12 protein-coding genes are annotated in these 19,274 nt (G+C 40.7%); 5 read left to right on the top strand and 7 right to left on the bottom strand.

Annotation, left to right across the window (positions count from 1 at the left end):
* Positions 1-20: 20 nt before the first annotated feature.
* The 3 genes from CA265_06785 to CA265_06775 form a co-directional block, all read right to left on the bottom strand.
* Positions 21-1,565: an N-acetylgalactosamine 6-sulfate sulfatase gene (locus CA265_06785; GenBank protein ID ARS39372.1), complete on the bottom strand. Its 1,545-nt coding sequence runs from the start codon at positions 1,563-1,565 to the stop codon at positions 21-23.
* A gap of 91 nt (positions 1,566-1,656) precedes the next feature.
* The gene (locus CA265_06780; GenBank protein ARS39371.1) at positions 1,657-5,775 is read right to left on the bottom strand and encodes a hybrid sensor histidine kinase/response regulator; all 4,119 of its coding nucleotides are present in this window, start codon (positions 5,773-5,775) and stop codon (positions 1,657-1,659) included.
* 145 nt (positions 5,776-5,920) lie between these two features.
* Positions 5,921-6,244 (bottom strand): competence protein TfoX, encoded by a 324-nt coding sequence (locus CA265_06775; GenBank protein ARS39370.1) that lies wholly within the window; start codon positions 6,242-6,244, stop codon positions 5,921-5,923.
* A 267-nt stretch (positions 6,245-6,511) separates the two neighbouring features.
* On the opposite strand from CA265_06775, the gene CA265_06770 reads away from it, so the two are divergent.
* Positions 6,512-6,793: a hypothetical protein gene (locus tag CA265_06770; protein ID ARS39369.1), complete on the top strand. Its 282-nt coding sequence runs from the start codon at positions 6,512-6,514 to the stop codon at positions 6,791-6,793.
* A 1-nt stretch (position 6,794) separates the two neighbouring features.
* Here the strand turns inward: CA265_06770 and CA265_06765 are convergent, their stop codons facing one another.
* The 4 genes from CA265_06765 to CA265_06750 form a co-directional block, all read right to left on the bottom strand.
* Positions 6,795-7,142 carry a hypothetical protein gene (locus CA265_06765; GenBank protein ARS39368.1) on the bottom strand — a complete coding sequence of 116 codons (348 nt, stop codon included), beginning with the start codon at positions 7,140-7,142 and terminating at the stop codon, positions 6,795-6,797.
* Positions 7,143-7,365: 223 nt separating this feature from the next.
* Complete coding sequence (locus CA265_06760) at positions 7,366-8,784, bottom strand: glycoside hydrolase (protein ID ARS39367.1); 1,419 nt, start codon at positions 8,782-8,784, stop codon at positions 7,366-7,368.
* A gap of 45 nt (positions 8,785-8,829) precedes the next feature.
* The gene (locus CA265_06755; GenBank protein ARS39366.1) at positions 8,830-10,458 is read right to left on the bottom strand and encodes a sodium transporter; all 1,629 of its coding nucleotides are present in this window, start codon (positions 10,456-10,458) and stop codon (positions 8,830-8,832) included.
* A 126-nt stretch (positions 10,459-10,584) separates the two neighbouring features.
* Positions 10,585-11,592, bottom strand: a complete 1,008-nt coding sequence (locus CA265_06750; GenBank protein ID ARS39365.1) for a LacI family transcriptional regulator — start codon at positions 11,590-11,592, stop codon at positions 10,585-10,587.
* 509 nt (positions 11,593-12,101) lie between these two features.
* Between CA265_06750 and CA265_06745 the strand changes: the two genes are divergently transcribed.
* From CA265_06745 to CA265_06730, 4 genes are all read left to right on the top strand, one after another.
* A complete protein-coding gene (locus tag CA265_06745) occupies positions 12,102-12,989 on the top strand; it encodes an inositol oxygenase (GenBank protein ARS39364.1) in 888 nt (295 codons plus the stop codon).
* Positions 12,990-13,055: 66 nt separating this feature from the next.
* Positions 13,056-16,094 carry a SusC/RagA family TonB-linked outer membrane protein gene (locus CA265_06740; protein ARS39363.1) on the top strand — a complete coding sequence of 1,013 codons (3,039 nt, stop codon included), beginning with the start codon at positions 13,056-13,058 and terminating at the stop codon, positions 16,092-16,094.
* Between the two features lie 17 nt (positions 16,095-16,111).
* The gene (locus CA265_06735) at positions 16,112-17,785 is read left to right on the top strand and encodes a RagB/SusD family nutrient uptake outer membrane protein (GenBank protein ID ARS39362.1); all 1,674 of its coding nucleotides are present in this window, start codon (positions 16,112-16,114) and stop codon (positions 17,783-17,785) included.
* 180 nt (positions 17,786-17,965) lie between these two features.
* Positions 17,966-19,192, top strand: coding sequence for a DUF5009 domain-containing protein (locus tag CA265_06730; GenBank protein ID ARS39361.1), 1,227 nt, complete (start codon positions 17,966-17,968; stop codon positions 19,190-19,192).
* The last annotated feature ends 82 nt before the right edge of the window (positions 19,193-19,274 follow it).

Here is a 19,274-nt window from a genome sequence, read left to right as displayed (position 1 = left end):
TGGTATTATTTTATGATTGATTAAGGATACAGTCTTTCCATAGCCCTGCCTTTTGTTTCCATGCGGTGTTTCATAATCTGGTTCTTGCCACCATAAGAACTGCCCCAATGAGGTGTATCCAGGTCATTTTCCCACCGTGCAAGACTATGCAACATCAGTTTAACCTGTTTTGGATACTTAGCCGCTAAATCGGTGCTTTCGGAGAGGTCATTAGTGAGATCGAAAAGCAATACATGCTCGAGTTTGCTGTTTTCCCTAACGCGGATCAATTTCCAGTTGCCAGTTCGCATGGCGGCTGCGATTCCCCTTCGCCAGAAAAGGGCCTGGTGTGGTGTATTTTGATTACCTGCCTTTAAATAAGGAATCAGGTTTACGCCATCAAGTTTCTTTATGCCTTTTTGAGTGCCATGACCAGCGGCAATAGCTGTTGGCAAAATATCTAATGCGCTTACGGGCTTGGCATAAATATTACCTGCTGCAAGGTGATCGGGCCACTTCATCATCATCGCCACACGGATACCGCCTTCCCATTTCGATCCTTTCATTCCCCTTAACACACCATTATCGGATGAATTGTTGGTCGCTCCACCATTATCGTTAATAAAGATTAAAAGGGTATTTTTATCTAGTCCTTGCGCTTTTAGACTTGCCATGAGCTTGCCTATGCCATCATCAAGAGAAGTCATCATGGCGGCGTAGGCTCTTCGTCCACTATCAGGAATATTGGCATAACGGGCCATCAGTTCTTTTTTGGCGTTCATGGGGCTATGCACGGCATTATACGCCAGGTACATAAAAAATGGACGATCTTTATTTTCCTCAATAAACCTTGTCGCCCTGTCGGTTAGCATATCCGTTAGATAAGTAATCTTACTTTCGGGAACAGGTTCATGGTTATCGTAGAGCAAATTCTCCCGCGCAGGCTTAGCTTTATAGGCGAAAAAACTCCTCTGACCACCGGTAAACCCATAAAATTCATCGAATCCCCGTTTCAATGGAAAATGCTGTTCTTCATCCCCCTGATGCCATTTACCTATAGCAATTGTCCGATATCCGTTGGCCTGCATCTCGTTGCCAATGGTACGCTCACCGGGGTCCATTCCTACATCAGCCAGGGTATAGCCAGGCGAAACCAATGTTGAGGTATTGTGCTCGAAGCCAAAGCGCTGCTGATAACGGCCAGTTAAAAGGCCTGCCCTGGAGGGTGCACATACTGAAGCTGAAACATAAGCACTGGTAAAACGAACACCGTGACGGGCAATAGCATCGATATTCGGAGTCGGTATTTCCTTTCCGCCATAACAACCAAAATCTGCATAACCTGCATCGTCGCTTACAATTAGAATAACATTGGGTTTATCAGGATGGGCTACTTGCGCAATACCTGGTACTGATGTTACGAATAGAACCGATATAATAAGGATATAACTACGCTTACATTTTATAAAAGTAGTATCAAGCGCATGTAGGCTTTTACCCTGACCGCAAAAGTTCAATAATATTCGAAAAGAATTAATCAATGTTCTGCTACAGGCCTTTGAGAAGGCAATGAAAAGGTCTTTCATATTTAATCTTTTGTGAATTTATATTTCATTTAGATCAAATATTGAATTTAACGGATAAAAAAAGGAGGAAAAATCGGTTTAAAAAGGGGGATTAATCTGTTTTTTGCTGGTATTCTGATGGCGCCACTCCAAATTGCTTCCTAAATTCCTTACTAAAATACTTCCTATCGTTAAAGCCAACCGAATAGGCTACTTCAGCAATATTCATTTTATGATCGTTTAGTAATTGTGCTGCCCTTTTTAGTCGTTGGGATTTAATAAAATCTGAAATAGATAATCCGGTTAAGGCCTTTATTTTTTTATACAACACAGTTTGGCTCATGCCGATCTGATCAACCAGGCCGCCCACATTAAATTCGGGGTCTTCCATTCCATCTTCAATCAACTGCATCAGCCGGTTTAAAAACTTCTCCTCTGGCGAAGCGGTTTCCAATTTCCGTGGATTAAGCATAATCTGCTTGATGTATTTCTGCCTGAGCTCCTCACGCCCCTGTAACAAATTGCGGATACTCAGTTCGAGTACCTGAATACTGAAAGGTTTCGTAATGTATACGTCTGCACCTGCCTCTAGTCCATCTATCTGATGAACGTGTGAAGCCATTGCCGTTAGCATAATCACCGGAATATGATTGGTGGTCTCTTCCTGCTTTAATCTCTGGCAAAGTTCAAAGCCATTCAATTCAGGCATGGTTACATCGCTTACCACAATATCGGGCACATGTTCCGTAGCTACTTCCCAGCCCACTAAGCCATTTTTGCCTTCTAAAATATGATAGGTATGCTTTAACGATTGTACAATAAAGTCACGGAGTTCATCATTATCCTCAACCACCAGCACTGTATGTCGTTTTTTATCCTCAGGCGCTACCAGTTGTATTTTAGCCAATTCATGATCTAATGAGCCAACCGCTACAGGTTTGTCTGTCACGATCGGATTGGATGCAATTTGTTCATCGCTAAAATGATTTTTACCTAAAAGCAAGCTTACGTGAAGAATGGTAATGCCCTGTCGTTTATTGTTAGCAGGCTCACTGTATACATTAACCTCTCCTTTATGAAGGTCTAAAATATTCTTAGCTAATGCCAAACCAATACCCCAGCCTTCGGTCGCAGCAGCTCCGTTTTTTACCTGAAAAAAATTTGTAAATATCTTATCCTGCAGGTCGGCAGGTATGCCAATTCCAGTATCTGTTATGGCTATTTTGGCAAGCCCATCTGATTGTTTAAGGCTAAAGGTTATTTTTCCATTATCAGGTGTAAATTTAAAAGCATTGGAAAGGATGTTATAAAATACCTTCTCCATTTGTGCCGGATCGTAGTAAACCAACATCGATTCTGCTTCGCATTCGAAACGATAATCTATATTCTTAATTTCTGCAAGGCCGAGATAAGATTCATAGATCTGGCGACAAAAGCTAACCAGATCGTTTTCTGAAACTTTTAAGCTCAAATTTCCACTTTCTATTTTTCTAAAATCAAGAAGTTCGCTAATGAGCCGCACCAAACGATCGGTATTTCTTTTTATATTTTGCAACTGGAGGTTAACGGCACCGTTTTCAGCGGTTATTTTGATCAGTTTTTCTAAGGGTGCAAAAATTAAGGTCAAAGGTGTACGGATCTCATGAGAAATACGGGTAAAGAAATCCAGTTTCATCTGGTAAAGTTCGCTCTGGCGTTCACTGTTAAGGTGTTCATAATACAACTCTGTTTTCAGTTTCTGCTGCCTTCTGGTAAAGCGGAGCACAAAATAAAGCAGCAAACCGCCTGCAATAAAATACAAGGTATAAGCCCACCAGGTTTGCCACAGTGGCGGAAGTACCCGGATTTCCATTACCACGGGCGCTTTACTCCATAAGCCATCATTGTTGCTCCCCTTTACCAATAACTTATAATTACCTGATGGAAGATTGGTATAACTTGCTGATGGGATAGTTACATAATTCCAGTCTTTTTCAAAGCCTTCTAATTTGTAAGCATAACGGTTACGTTGTGGCTGCACATAATTTAACGATACAAACTCTAAACTAAAGATGTTTTGTTCGGCGGTAAAAGTAATCCCTTTGGTAAAACTGATGTCTTGTTTCAAAAGGCCGTTATCCTCATTGATGCCTACCGGTTTATTAAAAAGTTTCAATCCTGAAAAAACCGTGCGGGGTATAAGTGTATTCTCGGTTATTTCTCTTGGCGTAAACACCACCAATCCATCATAACTCCCGAAATAAAGCTTACCATGGATATCTCTGTAGGCTGAATTTACATTGAACTCGTTGGTTGGAAGGCCATCTCCAGTATTGTAATTTTTAAATACACCACGCTTATAATCGAACTTACTAAGTCCTCTATCAGTACTGATCCACAGATTTCCATCATTATCGTCTAAAACATCGATGATATTGTCGCTGGCCAGCCCCTGGGCCCTGGTATAAGTGCTAAACGATTTGGAGTCGGGATGATATAAACTTAGTCCTCCTCGCATGGTACCCACCCAGATGTGTCCCAGGCGATCTTCCCATAAACAGGTAATCTGACTGGATTTAAGACTTCCTTTAGTTTTATCATCCCTAGAAAAAACGCTAAAATGATTTGCTCCGGGTGGTAAAAAGTTCAAACCTCTTGGTGTACCCACCCAAAGATTCTTTTTGGTATCCTGATAAGCAAACCTGATATAACTGCTGCTTAGTTTTAAGCCATGACCAGGTTGATCATCAATGAGCTGGAAACTTTCTTTTTCAGGGTCGAAGATATTCAGTCCTTTGGAAGAAGTACCCAGCAATAACCTTCCCTGGTCGTCTTCACTAATGCTGCTGAGGTAACCCTGACTCAATCCGTTTCTGCCGGGCGGATAATGCTTAAATTTACCTGTTGAGGGAATAAAAAGTTCTAATCCGCCTTGGTAAAGTCCGATCCATATCCGGCCCTTACGATCATTAAAAATAGCTTTTATGGTGTTATTGCTAAGGCTGCCCGGATCGCGGGGATCGTTTATATATTTTTTGAATAGTCCGGTTTTAACATTGTAGAAATTCAATCCCTGCCCCTCTGTTCCGATCCATAAATTCTGATCATTATCAGCCGCTATTACACTACTAATATCGCTACTGATGCTGTTACGGTACTTACTGTATTTGAATACGGTAAATGGAATTGTATTGCGATGGGCTACATTTACCCCACCAAACATCGTCCCTATCCAAATGGATCCCTGATCATCCTGAAAAATCTCTTTAATAGAGTTATCACTTAAACTTTTCCGGTTATCGGCGTCATGTTTATAGGAAGTAAAACCCAGGGTTTGCGTATCAAGAATGTTGAGGCCATTCATGGTGGCTATCCATAAATTACCCTTTCCATCGGGCATAATTTTCCGGACAATATCGTTACTTAAAGCATTTGGCTGTAGTGCACTGTACCTAAACCTTTTAAATGAATGCGATTGAGGAAGAAAAAGATTTAAACCTTCAGATTCTGACCCAATCCAGATCCGTCCTTTTCCATCTTCTGCAATAGTGCGGATGGAATTGCCGCTGATACTACCGGGATCTCCTGCCCGATGATAAAAGGACTGGATATGATATTTACCCTCCTTGAACGATAACCGGCTCAGGCCTGTGGTGGTACCCACCCAGATATTCCCCTTACTATCTTCAAAAATAGTGTACACCGAGTTTCCGGCAAGACCGTCTTTTTGGTAGATCTTTTTAAATTTTCGGGAGCTCCCATTCTCGAGCATGCTTAGGCCCTGGTTTGTACCAAACCATACTTTTCCGCTCCTATCGGCGTAGATAGAAAGAATAATCTTATCGCTAATGCTGTTGGCATTTTTTGGATCAAAAGCAATCCTTTCAAAAGCATCTTTTTCGGGAATGTAACGGTTTAGACCGTTTTGTGTTCCTATCCAGAGATTTTTTTGCCGGTCTTCCTCCAAGGCATAAATATAATCTTCGGTACTGATAGAGGCTGGATTGTCTGGATCTGTGCGGTAAATCTTAACACTCTTCCCATCATATCTGTTCAAACAATCGCGTGTACCAAACCACATATAACCACGGCTATCTTTACAAATGGAAAGCACTGTACTTTGCGACAACCCGTTGTTTACCGATAGGTGATCGAAGGAAAGCTGTCCAAATACCGGTTTCATCAAGCATAAGAAGCTTAAATGCAGCAGCACACTGAAGATGAGTATAGGTTTGGGCAGTCGGTTTGTCATTGGTTTGATTCAGGGAATAAAAATAGAGATTTTCCTGACTTGTCAAAAAATACTTCCATCATACCTAATACATCAACCAGGTTATACGGTTTTCTTATGCCATCTTTGAGAAATCGTCTACTTATAATCAAGCAAAATTCTATTCTTATTTCTTTTTTTTGGGTTTGGGTTCAGGCAGTTCGGCTACAGTGATGCTTACCAGTTTTTTCAGCCAATCGCGATCTTCTAATTGTGCTTCGATTAGAAACTGATTTTTTGCGCCGGGATAAGGCGGTGCTTCCACCACATCTTTTATATAGGCCTTTCCAGATAAAGTTGGTTTGATAAACAGCTTATTGTCGCACACCAGGGCAAACAACTTACCATCAAAATACAAGCCGTATTCGCCAAACATTTTTTTATAGCTAACCTGTTCGGAATAATCTATCTGATCTATTATAAAGTCTACGAATTTCTGGTCTGATGCCATTTGTAATTTGATCTAATTGGAATATGAGTAAGGTTGAAGAATAATCAAAAAGCAGCTTTTAAGTGCATATAAGATCAAATTTAGTCAACTGCACTAAGATAAGCACAATCAACCATTAAATTAAACCTACAGGCAGACTAATCACCGGCTGATTGCTTTTCTTTTAATTCTGGTTTGCAATAATGGGGCTAATCACTAAATTTGCCGCCCAAATGAACAGTTGATGGTTAAGTACATTGTTGTTCTAAACCGTAAAAAAAGAATAAAATGGAAGAAAACGATTTTGTTTCGATCTGGCTGGAAGAAACCGGAAATCCTGCAATTGAGCAACTCACGCAGCTAAACCTGGAAGTTGCCCATAAAACCAGAGACATACTTGCAGAAAAGAGTTCAACAGAAAACGATCTTGCGACTATACTGGATATTAATCCTGATGAAATCAAAAGGTGGTTAACCGGCAGACATGTTTTCAGCGTCAAAACCCTTAACGAAATCGCTGTTGCAATGACTGAAATTACACAAAGAGAACAGCAGCCTGAATTACAATAACTTATTCAACTACACTTGAAGTCGTTGTTAAGGACTGATTTGAATCAATGCGATCTTCTTTGAGCTTAATGTATGACGATACAATGCTCAGCATAATTTCATGATAGCGGTTTGTGGTTCCGTTACCGGTACTTACCGAAACAATGTTTGCGTTATCCGCCTCAGCGTGGGTATAAACAATATTAAAAGCGGTTGTTAATAGCCATTCGGGCTGATTTTCGGCACTCAACATCACCTTACAGTTTACTAAACAAACGCCTGTCTTATCGCCTTCCATAACATAAACCAGCGGTAATTCTACAATACCAAAATCGGGTAAATCAACCAATACGTTTATCGTTTTTAACATATATTCCTTTCCGCTCACCAGTGTTACTATTTTCCGGCTTATTGCCTCCGTAGTAATTATGGTATAGCGAAGTTGTTAAAAAAAGCAGGCCTTTAATTGGATTTAGACGTATTTATTTGCGTAAACGTTTAAGTAGAAAAGCCTTAAACAGACACTTGAGGGCATAGCAGGGCTTGACTAACCGAAGTACAGCCAAAGGTTTAATGCTTAGGGGAACCCTTAATTATTTATCTGCGGTACTTTCGCTAAAGTTCACTGTTTTGAGCTGACTTACATTCTTTTGTTCCAGGGCTTTTCCGGCATAGCCGGGTTTATTTACACCCCATACCACATTGCTGTTCAGTAGGCTGATGTATCCGGTATTTTCGAAATGAAACCCTGCAATTGCACTTTTAACCAGTCCCTCCACATTGCTTGGCCTACGATCGTATACGCCGCCTTCTTGCTTTGTTGTTTTATCGAGATAAACAGTAACCTGATCAAAGTAGATCCCGGAAATTTTATCTGGACTTTCGCCACTGATGTACACACCGCTTTCTCCGGTACACCGGATATTACTGAAATAAATATTTTTAACCGCCCCAACCCTGCCCTTGCTTTGTCCTTTTGGCAAACGCCAACCGGCATCTTTATTGTTGCTGCTTGCCCTGGGGTAAGCCGTAATGTAAATCGGCTCTGCCTTGCCCCACCATACATCCGAAAAAAGCTTCGATTCGATAAAGAGGTTGGAGAAAATCACATTATCTACTGTACCCTCATCGCGGTTTTGAATGCCAATGCCGCGGTTGCTCTTCCTGATATTACAATTATTGATGAGCACATTGCTAATCCGGTCCATATTTTCAGAACCTATTTTGATGGCGCATGAGCTGGAAGTCATGGTGCAGTTGCTGATCACGATGTTTTCGCAGGCACCATATTCTTCAAACTCCCGCCTGTTTTTCAAGCAGATACAATCATCACCCGATTCGATAAAACAGTTCGTAATTCTCACATTTTTACTGTGATCCAGATCAATGCCATCGCTGTTACGGATCTTAATGCTGTTCAGCAAGGTGATATTTGATATCGAGACATCATTGCAACCCACTAAATGAACCGTCCAGTAGGCTGAATTCTGAAAAGTTACCCCCTCTATATTCAGTTTATTACAGCCGATCAGAGTAAGCAAATGCGGTCGCGGATCAACAATATTGAAAGGTTTTAATACATACGAGTCGTTAAGCTCCTCCCCCATAAAGGAAATCCCATTTCCATCAATTACACCTGTTCCGCTAATGCTCACCTGTTCGAGCTTTTCTCCGCCGATCCAGATGGTACCTTCGCCTTTATTTTCTCTAAAAGCGCTTTGGGTATACAGTTTTTCATCTGGACTAGCCAGGAGTTTAGCGCCACCTTCCACCCTTAAATTAACGAAGGATTTTAAGTTAAAAGGACCGGTTAAAAATACATGACCAGCGGGTACAATTACCTGTCCACCGCCAGCTGCTGAACAGGCATCAATGGTTTTCTGAATAGCAACGGCATCGTTGGTTTTGCCATCGCCAACCGCACCATAGGTTTTAATGTTGTATAATTTATTTTGAGCCACTGCGCTAAAAGAAATCAGCAATGCCAAAAAGGATAAGGTTTTAATCTTCATGATCAATTCGTTAAAAATAAATAAATCAGCTATTTAAAGCTTTGCTTACCAAAAAACAGTATAAAGTGCGGCAAGGATACCACAGATCATCACTGAGGCAATGGTAAATGCAGGAGTAACCTTAAACATGCTGCTGTCAATTTCAAGTCCCTGCGGGTTATCTTTACTTTTCGGATCGGTTAAGGTTACCACAATCATTAATCCTATGATAATCATAAACACCCACGACATTCTGTTTAAGAAAGGAATCGGTGCGATAGCTCCATTGGTAACTGCAGGCAGGAATTTAAATAATGTAGATAAGGGAATGGTTAATAATGCAGCGGTAAGTGCCGCACGCGAAGTGGTTTTCTTCCAGAAAAAGCCGAGTAAAAAGATAGCAAAAACACCCGGCGAAATAAAGCCGACATATTCCTGAATAAACTGATAAACCTGATCGAAACTACGCAATGCGGGAGCAATGATGATCGCAATTAATGATGCAATAACCACAGACCAGCGGCCAACTGAAACCAGGCGCGTTTCTGAAGCTTCGGGTTTGATAAACTTTTTATAAATATCGAGTGTAAAAATGGTGGCTATGCTATTACATTTTCCGGCAAGAGAGGCTACAATAGCGGCAGTAAGCGCAGCAAAAGCCAGTCCTTTTATCCCTGCAGGCAATAAGTTCATCAGTACCGGATAAGCATGATCGGGTTTAACCACTCCCGCAGCATCGAGCATTTCGGAATGGAAATAACCACGTTGATAAAGTACATAGGCCGCAATACCCGGGATAACCACAATTACCGGAATGAGTAATTTCAAAAATGCCGCAAATATTAATCCGTTACGTCCGGTTTTTAAATCAGCGCCCAACGCCCTTTGAACAATGTATTGGTTACAGCCCCAGTAATTTAAATTATTGATCCACAAACCACCTACCAGCACCGCAATACCGGGCAGTTCATTATAAAATTTATCTCCTTTCGAAAATATCATATGAAAATGATCGGATGCTTCACTGCGTAATAAAGGAAGTGAGGCTAAAACACTGGGGGCATCTAATTTTTCGGACACCAGTTTAAGCGCCATATAACAGGTAATCAGTCCGCCTGCCACTAAAACAAAAACCTGTATTACATCGGTATAACCAATTACCTTCATCCCTCCCAAAGTAATAATGGCAGAAAAAATGGCCAGAAAAATGATGCAGATATTAAAAGGAACGCCCGTAATGGTTTCGATGGCAATAGCACCAAGAAAGAAAATGGAAGTTAAGTTTACAAACACATAAACGAGCAGCCAAAAAACAGCCATTAGCGTACTTACCGTATTATTATAGCGGTTAGACAGAAACTGCGGCATCGTGTAAATTTTATTCTTGATGTAAATGGGCAGAAAGAATATGGCTACAATAATGAGCGTAGCGGCGGCCATCCATTCGTAACTGGCAATGGCAAGGCCCATAGCAAAACCCGAACCCGACATGCCAATAAAATGTTCGGCAGAAATATTAGAAGCAATAATTGATGCACCAATGGCCCACCAGGTGAGCGAACCTTCTGCCAGAAAATAATCTTTGGTATCGGTACGTTTTTTTTTCTTGCTCCGATAAACCCAATAGCCGTAAGCCGAAACAATAACAAAATACATCAAAAAAACAGCATAATCGAATGCAGACAAGTGGTTCATAAGGGTTTTTTATATTTGGTTTTTTTTAAAAATCAGAAAAAATCCCAATGTTGGCGGCTTAATTGGATTATTTAATTACGTAAACGTTTTCGCGTAGCAGACAGCAATAACATCGATTTATCCTCATTAACAACCCGTCGATTCGCGCTTGATCAGCACCGATTTCAGGATGATATTCTGCTCATCATCAAGCTGTTTATTATTGAGAATTTTGAACAGGCATTTTGCCGCTTCACGCCCGATTTCGAACGCTGGCTGTGTAATTGTAGTAAGCGAAGGGCTCAGCAGTCTGGCGGTATTCAGGTTCGAAAAACTGAGTATTTTAACATCATCAGGAATTTTAAGATCTGATTCCCTGCAAGCGCAATAAGCAGGAATGATAAATTCTTCGATGGAAGAAAAAAGTGCATCTGGTTTATCTTTCGCAAGCAACTCCTTAATATGCTGCAGGTTTAATTCTTCGTCATCATGGTATTTAACAACAAGTTGTTCCGCAGCATCTATCCCATGTGTTTTCAATGCATCGAGATAACCGGCAAACCGGGCTTTACCCGCAGGAAGGTTTTCCAATCCATATAAATACGCAATTTTGGTACAGCCACATTCAATTAAATGTTCAGTCGCCTGAAAAGCTATCTCGTAATCATCGGTGGTTACTTTTACCGCATCCAGATTTTCATAAACACGATCGAAAAATACCAAAGGAATTTTCTTCACCAGATTAGTATAATATTCGCTGTTATATTCACTGCTCGATACTGAGGTAAGAATGCCATCTACACGACCATTTAACAGGCTATTGGTAAAGGCAACTTCTGCTTCTATATTTTCATGGGTTTGGTAAATCAATACATGATAACCGTATTGCCTGGCAATCTCCTCAATTCCTTTTATAGCCAGTGAGAAAAAATTATTGGCTACACAGGGAATAACCACGGCTACCGTTTTCGTTTTATGGCTCCGCAGGTTGCTGGCTGCCGGATTGGGCGTATAATTTAGTTCCTTAGCCAAAGTCCATACCCTGTTCTTGGTTTTTAAACTAATCTCGTAGCTGTCATTAAGTGCTTTAGAAACGGTTGCTATTGAAATATTCAACTCCTGAGCCAACCGCTTAATATTTACTGCTTCCGCCATGTTATTAAAATTTGTTTTGTTAGTTATTTTATTGAGAAAACGGCTGTGTTTAGCAGTAAAAATTATTGAAACAATAGCTTTGGCGCTTCCTCTTTTTTACCAAAATCTTAAAAAACAAACAGCTGCTGGCAACACAGATCGGGCCGGGTGAAGTTGATGTTCATAACAATTATTTGGTTTAGCAAGCCGATATCTCTTACGACTAAGAAAAGATACCTTGCTTATAAACGAAAATAAGAAATAATCGTAACAACAACGTTTATTTTTTATTATTTAACGTATCTCCCCTCCGAATGCACCTAACTTAAAAATATACCTGCAGGCGCAGCAATACAAATTAAATACTTGATTTAAAGATATTTAAATAAAAAACAGACGTAAAAAATAATATTTTACTTAATCGTTTACGTAAATAAAATAGGCAGAATATAAAAGTTTAAGCTTTCAAAAACTCAACTTTAACTTATAAAATCAAAGAAAATTTTTTAACCAAATCAATTTCTGGCCTTATGAGAAACCAAAGCGAAGCTTCAAAGGATAATCAAAATCCATTGCAAAATCTTGATCAATGGGAAGAGGATATATTGATCCGCTACCCTGATCCGAAAAACATCAATGCTGAAAAAAAAGAAGAGCAGTTTAGAAATTATGATGAAACAGAAAAGGATAGCGTAAAAGAATTTTACAGGCTTAACCATACCTATCAGACCTATGATTTCGTAAAACAGAAAAAAGCAGATTATTTAAAGTTCGACAAACAGGAGATGCCTATCTGGAGTGCATTTGATTTTCTGAACAAGTTAGTGGATGATTCTGACCCTGATACCGACCTGGACCAGATGCAGCACCTGTTGCAAACATCAGAAGCCATCAGAAACGACGGTCATCCCGATTGGATGGTATTGGTGGGTTTGATCCACGATATGGGTAAGGTGCTTTGCTTATTCGGAGAGCCGCAATGGGCGGTAGTGGGCGATACTTTTCCGGTAGGCTGTGCCTATTCAGATAAAATTGTTTATCCTGAATTTTTCAGCCAAAACCCCGATTTCAATAACGAAACCTATCAGACCAAATTGGGTGTTTATACCCAAAATTGCGGTTTGGATCATGTAGACATGTCGTGGGGACATGATGAGTATGTGTACCACATGATGAAGCCATACATTCCGGAGCCAGGATTATACATGCTGCGTTACCATTCTTTTTATTCGCAGCACCGGGAAAATGCATATGATCACCTGATGAGCGAAAAAGACCACGAAATGTTTAAATGGGTAAACCTGTTTAATCCCTACGATCTGTACTCTAAAAACCCCAATCAAAAAAGCTGGGCAGAGCTGCAGCCTTATTATAAAGCGCTTGTGGCCAAATATCTACCGGCTACCATTAAGTTTTAACATGCTATCTCAAAACCATATAACCAAATAAAACAAACCATTTATGAACCTAAATCTACAAAAATCATGAGATTTAAATGTACAAGCTTAAAGTATGGCAGCATCTTTTTGCTGCTTTTACTCATCAGCCAGTCGTTCAATACAGCCTTTGCGCAAACTGAACGAAAAATTACCGGAAACTTAATAGATACCGAAAATAAGCCCGTTATTGGCGCCTCCGTTTCGGTTAAGGGCACTAGCAAAGTAACGGTAACCGGCGATAATGGTGCTTTTAGCATCCCGGCCAAAAGCGGCGACAAACTGGTGTTTACTTTTATGGGTTACGAACCCAAAGAGATTACCATTGGGGCTGCTTCAAGCTATAAAGTAACCCTAAAAGAAGCTACAGCATCGTTAACAGATGTGGTTGTAGTGGGTTATGGAAAAAGCTCGCGCAAAACTTTATCAAGTGCAATCACATCGGTAAAACCTGAAGAACTGAATAAAGGTGCCATTGCAGATGTTGGACAATTGCTACAGGGTAAGGTAGCGGGGATGAATATTACGTCCAGTGGCGACCCGAACAAACCCGCGGCCGTTATATTACGTGGCGCCTCAACTGTGAATAGTCCCGGGGCTCCTTTTTATGTAATCGATGGTATACCTGGGGCAGATATTGCAGCAATTGCACCTGCCGATATTGAATCAATTGATGTACTGAAAGATGCCGCTGCAACAGCTATTTACGGTAACCGTGCGGCGAGCGGCGTAATCATGGTAACCACCAAACGGGGCAAATCGGGTAAACCGCAGTTAAACTATAGCGGTTATGCTGCAGCAGAAAAAGTAAGCAGCCAGCTTGATCTGATGAGTGCCGATCAGTTAAGGTCATTTCTGACAACGAATAAAGTAGCCTTTTCACCAAATGATGATAAAGGCGAAAATGTGAATTGGATGAAAGCCATTGAACGATCTACCGCTTTTTCGCAGAATCACAACCTTTCTTTTAGTGGTGGTGCTGAGCACAGCAACTATAGTGCAAGTTTGAACTACTTCACCAAAGAGGGTATTTTGGCCAAAAGTTCATTAGACCGCATTATCGGCCGCTTAAACGTTGATCAATACGCCTTTAACGATAAGGTAAAATTTAGCCTAAACCTATCCAATTCGAGCAGCAAATCGATTAATGAACCTTTGCAGAACATCGTTTTATTACAGGCAGCCAAACGTTTACCGGTTTCGCCCATCTATAATGCAGATGGAAGCTATTTTGAAAACCTGAATAATACCGGCTACTTTAATCCGATTGCAATATCAGATAATGCACAGGATGAAACCAAATACAATGTGTTGCTGGGAGGCTTTAATACAGAGGTAAAACTGCCATTCGGCTTTACCTATAATATCAATTTATATTACCAGAAAACAACCGCTTCACATGGTGAGTTTTATAGCAGTTACTTTGGAAAGTATCCAACGTCAAACTTTTATAACAACCCCGATCCTGGTATTGGCATCGCCCACACCCTTATTGGGGGCTTGTTTGGCACCAATGGCTCAGCCTTAAGAAGCAATTACGAAAACACCAATAAAACCCTGGAGACATTTTTAACCTGGGATAAAAAAATCGGTGATCATACCATAAATGCGGTATTGGGTTATACTTATCAGGATAATGTATATGGAGATGGTTTTCAAACTTCCAGCACTAATTTCCCTACCGATTACATTGGTTTCTCGAACTTATCCCTGGGTAATCCTTATGCGATCTCTTCTTACCGTATTAATTTAGGGAACGACCTTACTTATGGTAGAATACTCATGATTTCGGACTTTTTGCGGGTAAATTACAACTATAAAAACAAATATCTTTTTCAAGGATCTATCAGACGTGACGGAAGTTCAGTTTTCGGAAAAAACAACCAGTGGGGTTATTTTCCATCTGCTGGTTTAGCATGGAGAGTGAGTGAAGAGGAATTTATGAAGGGCCAGTCCGTCATCAGTGATTTAAAACTCCGTTTGAGCTATGGTGTAACCGGAAACTCTTCAGGTATCGGTGCTTACACCGGCCAGTTAATTTATGGCATTAGCGGCACATATTATAACAATGGCGTTCAGGCAGCCGCCTATGCACCAATTCAGGGATCGAATCCCGATCTGAAATGGGAAAGAACGGCAACAAAAAACATCGGACTCGATTTCGGTCTCTTCAATAATAAGGTTACCGGAAGTGTAGATGTGTACGATAAAAACACAACCGATATGCTTTTCAAATATAATGTACCTGCATCGCTTGTTCCGGGAGGGGCAATATGGGCTAACGGAGGAAGTATTAACAATAAAGGTATCGAAGTTAGCTTAACTACTTCTCCTGTTACAACCAAAAGCTTTTCCTGGTTAAGCACCATCAATATGGCTTACAACAAGAACAAAATTACCAGTTTACAGGGGCCTTACGCTAATGGCGATTCTGTCCGTTATTCAGATCCAGAAGGACCGGGCCAAACGAATGCTACCCTGCAGATCCTTAAGGTAGGTTATCCACTTGGTCAGTTTTTCTCGCTGAAATACGCAGGTAAAGATTCAAATGGCAACTCACTGTTTTATAAACGCGATGGTTCTACCACCACTACCCCAGGTATAGGTACCGATTATTTTTACCTGGGCAGTGCACAACCAAAAGTATTAATGGGCTGGAGCAACACCTTCAAATATAAGGATCTGGAGCTGAATATCTTTTTAAGGGGAACCTTCGGAAATAAGATATTTAATGCAACACGCGCCGATTTATCGTACACGGCGGGCGCAACGGTTAACAATATATTAAACAGTGCCGCCGATGATAAAATAACAGATACCAGAAACTCCTTCTATTCAGACCGGTATATCGAAAATGGTTCTTATGTGCGCTTAGATAATGCTACCCTGGGTTATAATTTTAAAAACCCTGTTAAATATGTAAACAATATCAGGCTTTATTTATCAACTAATAACTTGTTTACCATTACCGGTTATAAAGGTATCGACCCCGAAATTAACCAGGGAGGCGTTGCACCAGGTATAGATTATAATAATTTCTATCCCAAAACACGTACATTTTTATTAGGCCTAAACGCATCGTTTTAAAAATAAATTTCAAAAACATGAAAAAGATATTATTTGGAATATTGTGTGCACTAACCGGGACACTAATATTCACCTCTTGCCAAAAACTTGAGGTACCCATTACATCTGAGCTTACCCCAGAATCTTATCCGCAAACCGCTGCCCAGTTAACTTCGGCATCGGGGCCAGTATACATCAATCTAAGAAGCGATTATGCCACCACTTACTTCTTTTTACAGAGCAGCTCGACAGATGAGTCAGTCTTACCAATTTTTGCTTCTGATTGGATCGATGGCAATAAATACCTCGAACTACACCGTCATACCTGGAATAAAGACAATGCCTGGGTTGCTGCAGGCTGGGCATATTTAACCAATATTATTGGCACCGCCAACCAGACCATTTCGATTATCGGCCAATCGGCACCTGCCGGGGCACAAAAAAATACCAGTCTGGCGGAGTTAAAAACCATGCGTGCCCTCTCCTATTTTATGATGATGGACATGTATGGCAATGTACCTTTAGATACTTTATACGGCGTTACAGATTTAAAAACAAACACTCCACGCGCACAGGTATTCAACTATGTAGAAAGTGAGCTTAAAGCAGCAATACCTTATTTAAAATCGACCACCGGTATATCAACTTATGGTTTACCAACCAAATACCTGGCTTATTCGATATTGGCAAAAATGTACCTGAACGCCGCCGTATATACCGGAACAGCCCGTTACGATGATTGCATAGCGGCCTGCGACCAGATTATAAATTCAGGTTTATATAGTATAGAACCGATGTCTACTTATCTGCAGATGTTTTATCCAACCAATGGACCATCGCAAAAAGAGTTTATTTTTGCAATCCCCTTTGATGCATCGACCACTACGGGTAACATGTTTATGGCCCGTTACGATCTGAACCGGAATCTGGGCATACGCTACCAGTACTCTGGCTCAACAGCTGGCTCATTTACCAACCCGGTAATGAACCAAAGTAGTGGCGGCGGTTTAGCAAATAATAAACCGAGTGGACCAAGAATGACCACAACTGAGTTCTATGCAAATTTTACCGATGCTAACGATATCAGAAATAAACAATGGCTGGCCGGCCCACAGTACTGGCCAGATGGAAGCCCCATAATGGTGAGCACTACAAATTTAGGGTATGATCAGTTTTACACAGGTGGTACGCCTGCCGGCGCTTTAACTTATCAGCTGAACTTAAGCCCATTGAGCAGTTCACGTTTAGGTGCAAATGCTTACGATTTGGGCAAAGATGAAATTGCCTGGAACACCGGTTACCGCAACATTAAATTTATAGCGGATTATACCAATCCAACCAACCGGAACCAAAATAACGACATGCCCTTATTCCGCTATTCGGATATTATTTTAATGAAAGCAGAAGCCATATTCAGAGGTGGAAGCCCAACACTTGGTGCAACTGCATTAGGCCTGGTAAATAACGTAAGAAGCAACCGGACAACTTCGGCAGCATTAGGTGCATTAACTTTGGATGTACTTTACAACGAGCGTTCAAAAGAATTTGCCTGGGAAACCTGGCACCGCAACGATATGATCAGATTTGGGAAATTTGAGAATAGTTATGGTTTGTCTAAAACAAATACCGACACTTATCGCCGTATATTTCCAATTCCTAGCACAGCTATAGCAACAAACAATAAACTGGTTCAAAACCCTGGTTACAACTAACCTGCACTTTACCGGAAATTTCTCTGGCTTTTAAGCCGGAGAAATTTCTTTTCCAATCATGCTAAACACATGATCCATTAAAATCCTTCAAAAATCTTAAATTTATTGTCAGCAGGAAACCATTACTTCGTTGATTAACAAATAATCAAGCATTGCCGTCAAATAGATTACCGCGATAACATGCCCGATACTGAAACCATACAACAGAATATACACGCTCCAGAAAAGAAAAGGCTACTTTCGCTAGATGCGCTTCGCGGCTTTGATATGTTCTGGATCATTAGCGGTGAAGGCATCTTTCACGGGCTGGCAAGCGGTGTAATGAAGGAACATGCTTTAATCAGAGATCCCAGCGATTGGAAGATTGCAACCAAAAAGAGTCTATCATTTTTCGAGGAGTTATTGATTGGCATCAGCAATCAGCTGCACCACAGTACATGGAATGGTTTTACTTTCTACGATCTGATTTTTCCCCTCTTCATCTTCATATCGGGTGTTGCTATGCCTTTTTCGTATGAGAAACATTTAAGCACAAAACACGACAATCAAAATTCGGCAAAAAGCATTTATACCGCCCTGATCAGAAGAACTTTGATTTTAATTATACTTGGAATGGTGGTAAACGGTTTATTAAAATGGCAGGGCTACGAAGCGACCCGTTTTGCCAGTGTGCTCGGTCGTATCGCCCTATCTACTTTCTTTGCAGCCTTAATTTACCTTAATTTTTCACGAAACCAACAGATTATCTGGCTGGCAGGGATCTTGGTGGGTTACTATATTTTTATGATCATGATACCCGTACCGGGTTTCGGAAATGCGGTATTAACACCCGAAGGGAACCTCGCCGCCTATATCGACCGTTTGTGGTTACCCGGGAAACTTCATCGAAGCGTTTACGATCCCGAAGGATTACTCAGCACCATTCCTGCAATCGCAACAGCGCTACTGGGCGTATTTACAGGGTCATTTCTTCATTCAAAAAATAACCGCTTTACTCCGAATAAAAAAGTTATTTTACTCCTTACAGCAGGATTGGTGCTCATTTTTGCCGGATTATTCTGGAATATCTTTTTTCCGATCAATAAAAACATGTGGACGAGTTCTTTCGTACTGCTGACTGGCGGCTTTAGTGTTATTTTATTGGCGTTGTTCTATTACATTATTGACATTAGCGGTCATCAAAAATGGAGCACGCCCTTCATCTGGATAGGCACCAATTCTATTTTAATTTATGTTTGTGCGCATGGGCTTTTCAATTTCGAATCTACTTCGCAATTCCTCTTTGGTGGAATTATAACTAAACTACCTTTAATCTGGCAGCAGGCAGGATTATGGACTGGTGTATTGTTGATCCAGCTTGCGATATTGAAATTTCTTTATGATAGAAAATGGTTCTTAAAAATTTAACGAGCAATTTTCTATTAAAAACACCAGATTACCACTAGGCATTAATAAACGATAAAAGAACTTCCGTAATATTGATTTTTAT

Source organism: Sphingobacteriaceae bacterium GW460-11-11-14-LB5 (genome assembly GCA_002151545.1).
In the GTDB taxonomy this organism is placed as follows: Bacteria; Bacteroidota; Bacteroidia; order Sphingobacteriales; family Sphingobacteriaceae; genus Pedobacter.
Note: the sequence above shows the minus strand (reverse complement) of the source record. Positions and strands in the feature narration are given on the sequence as shown.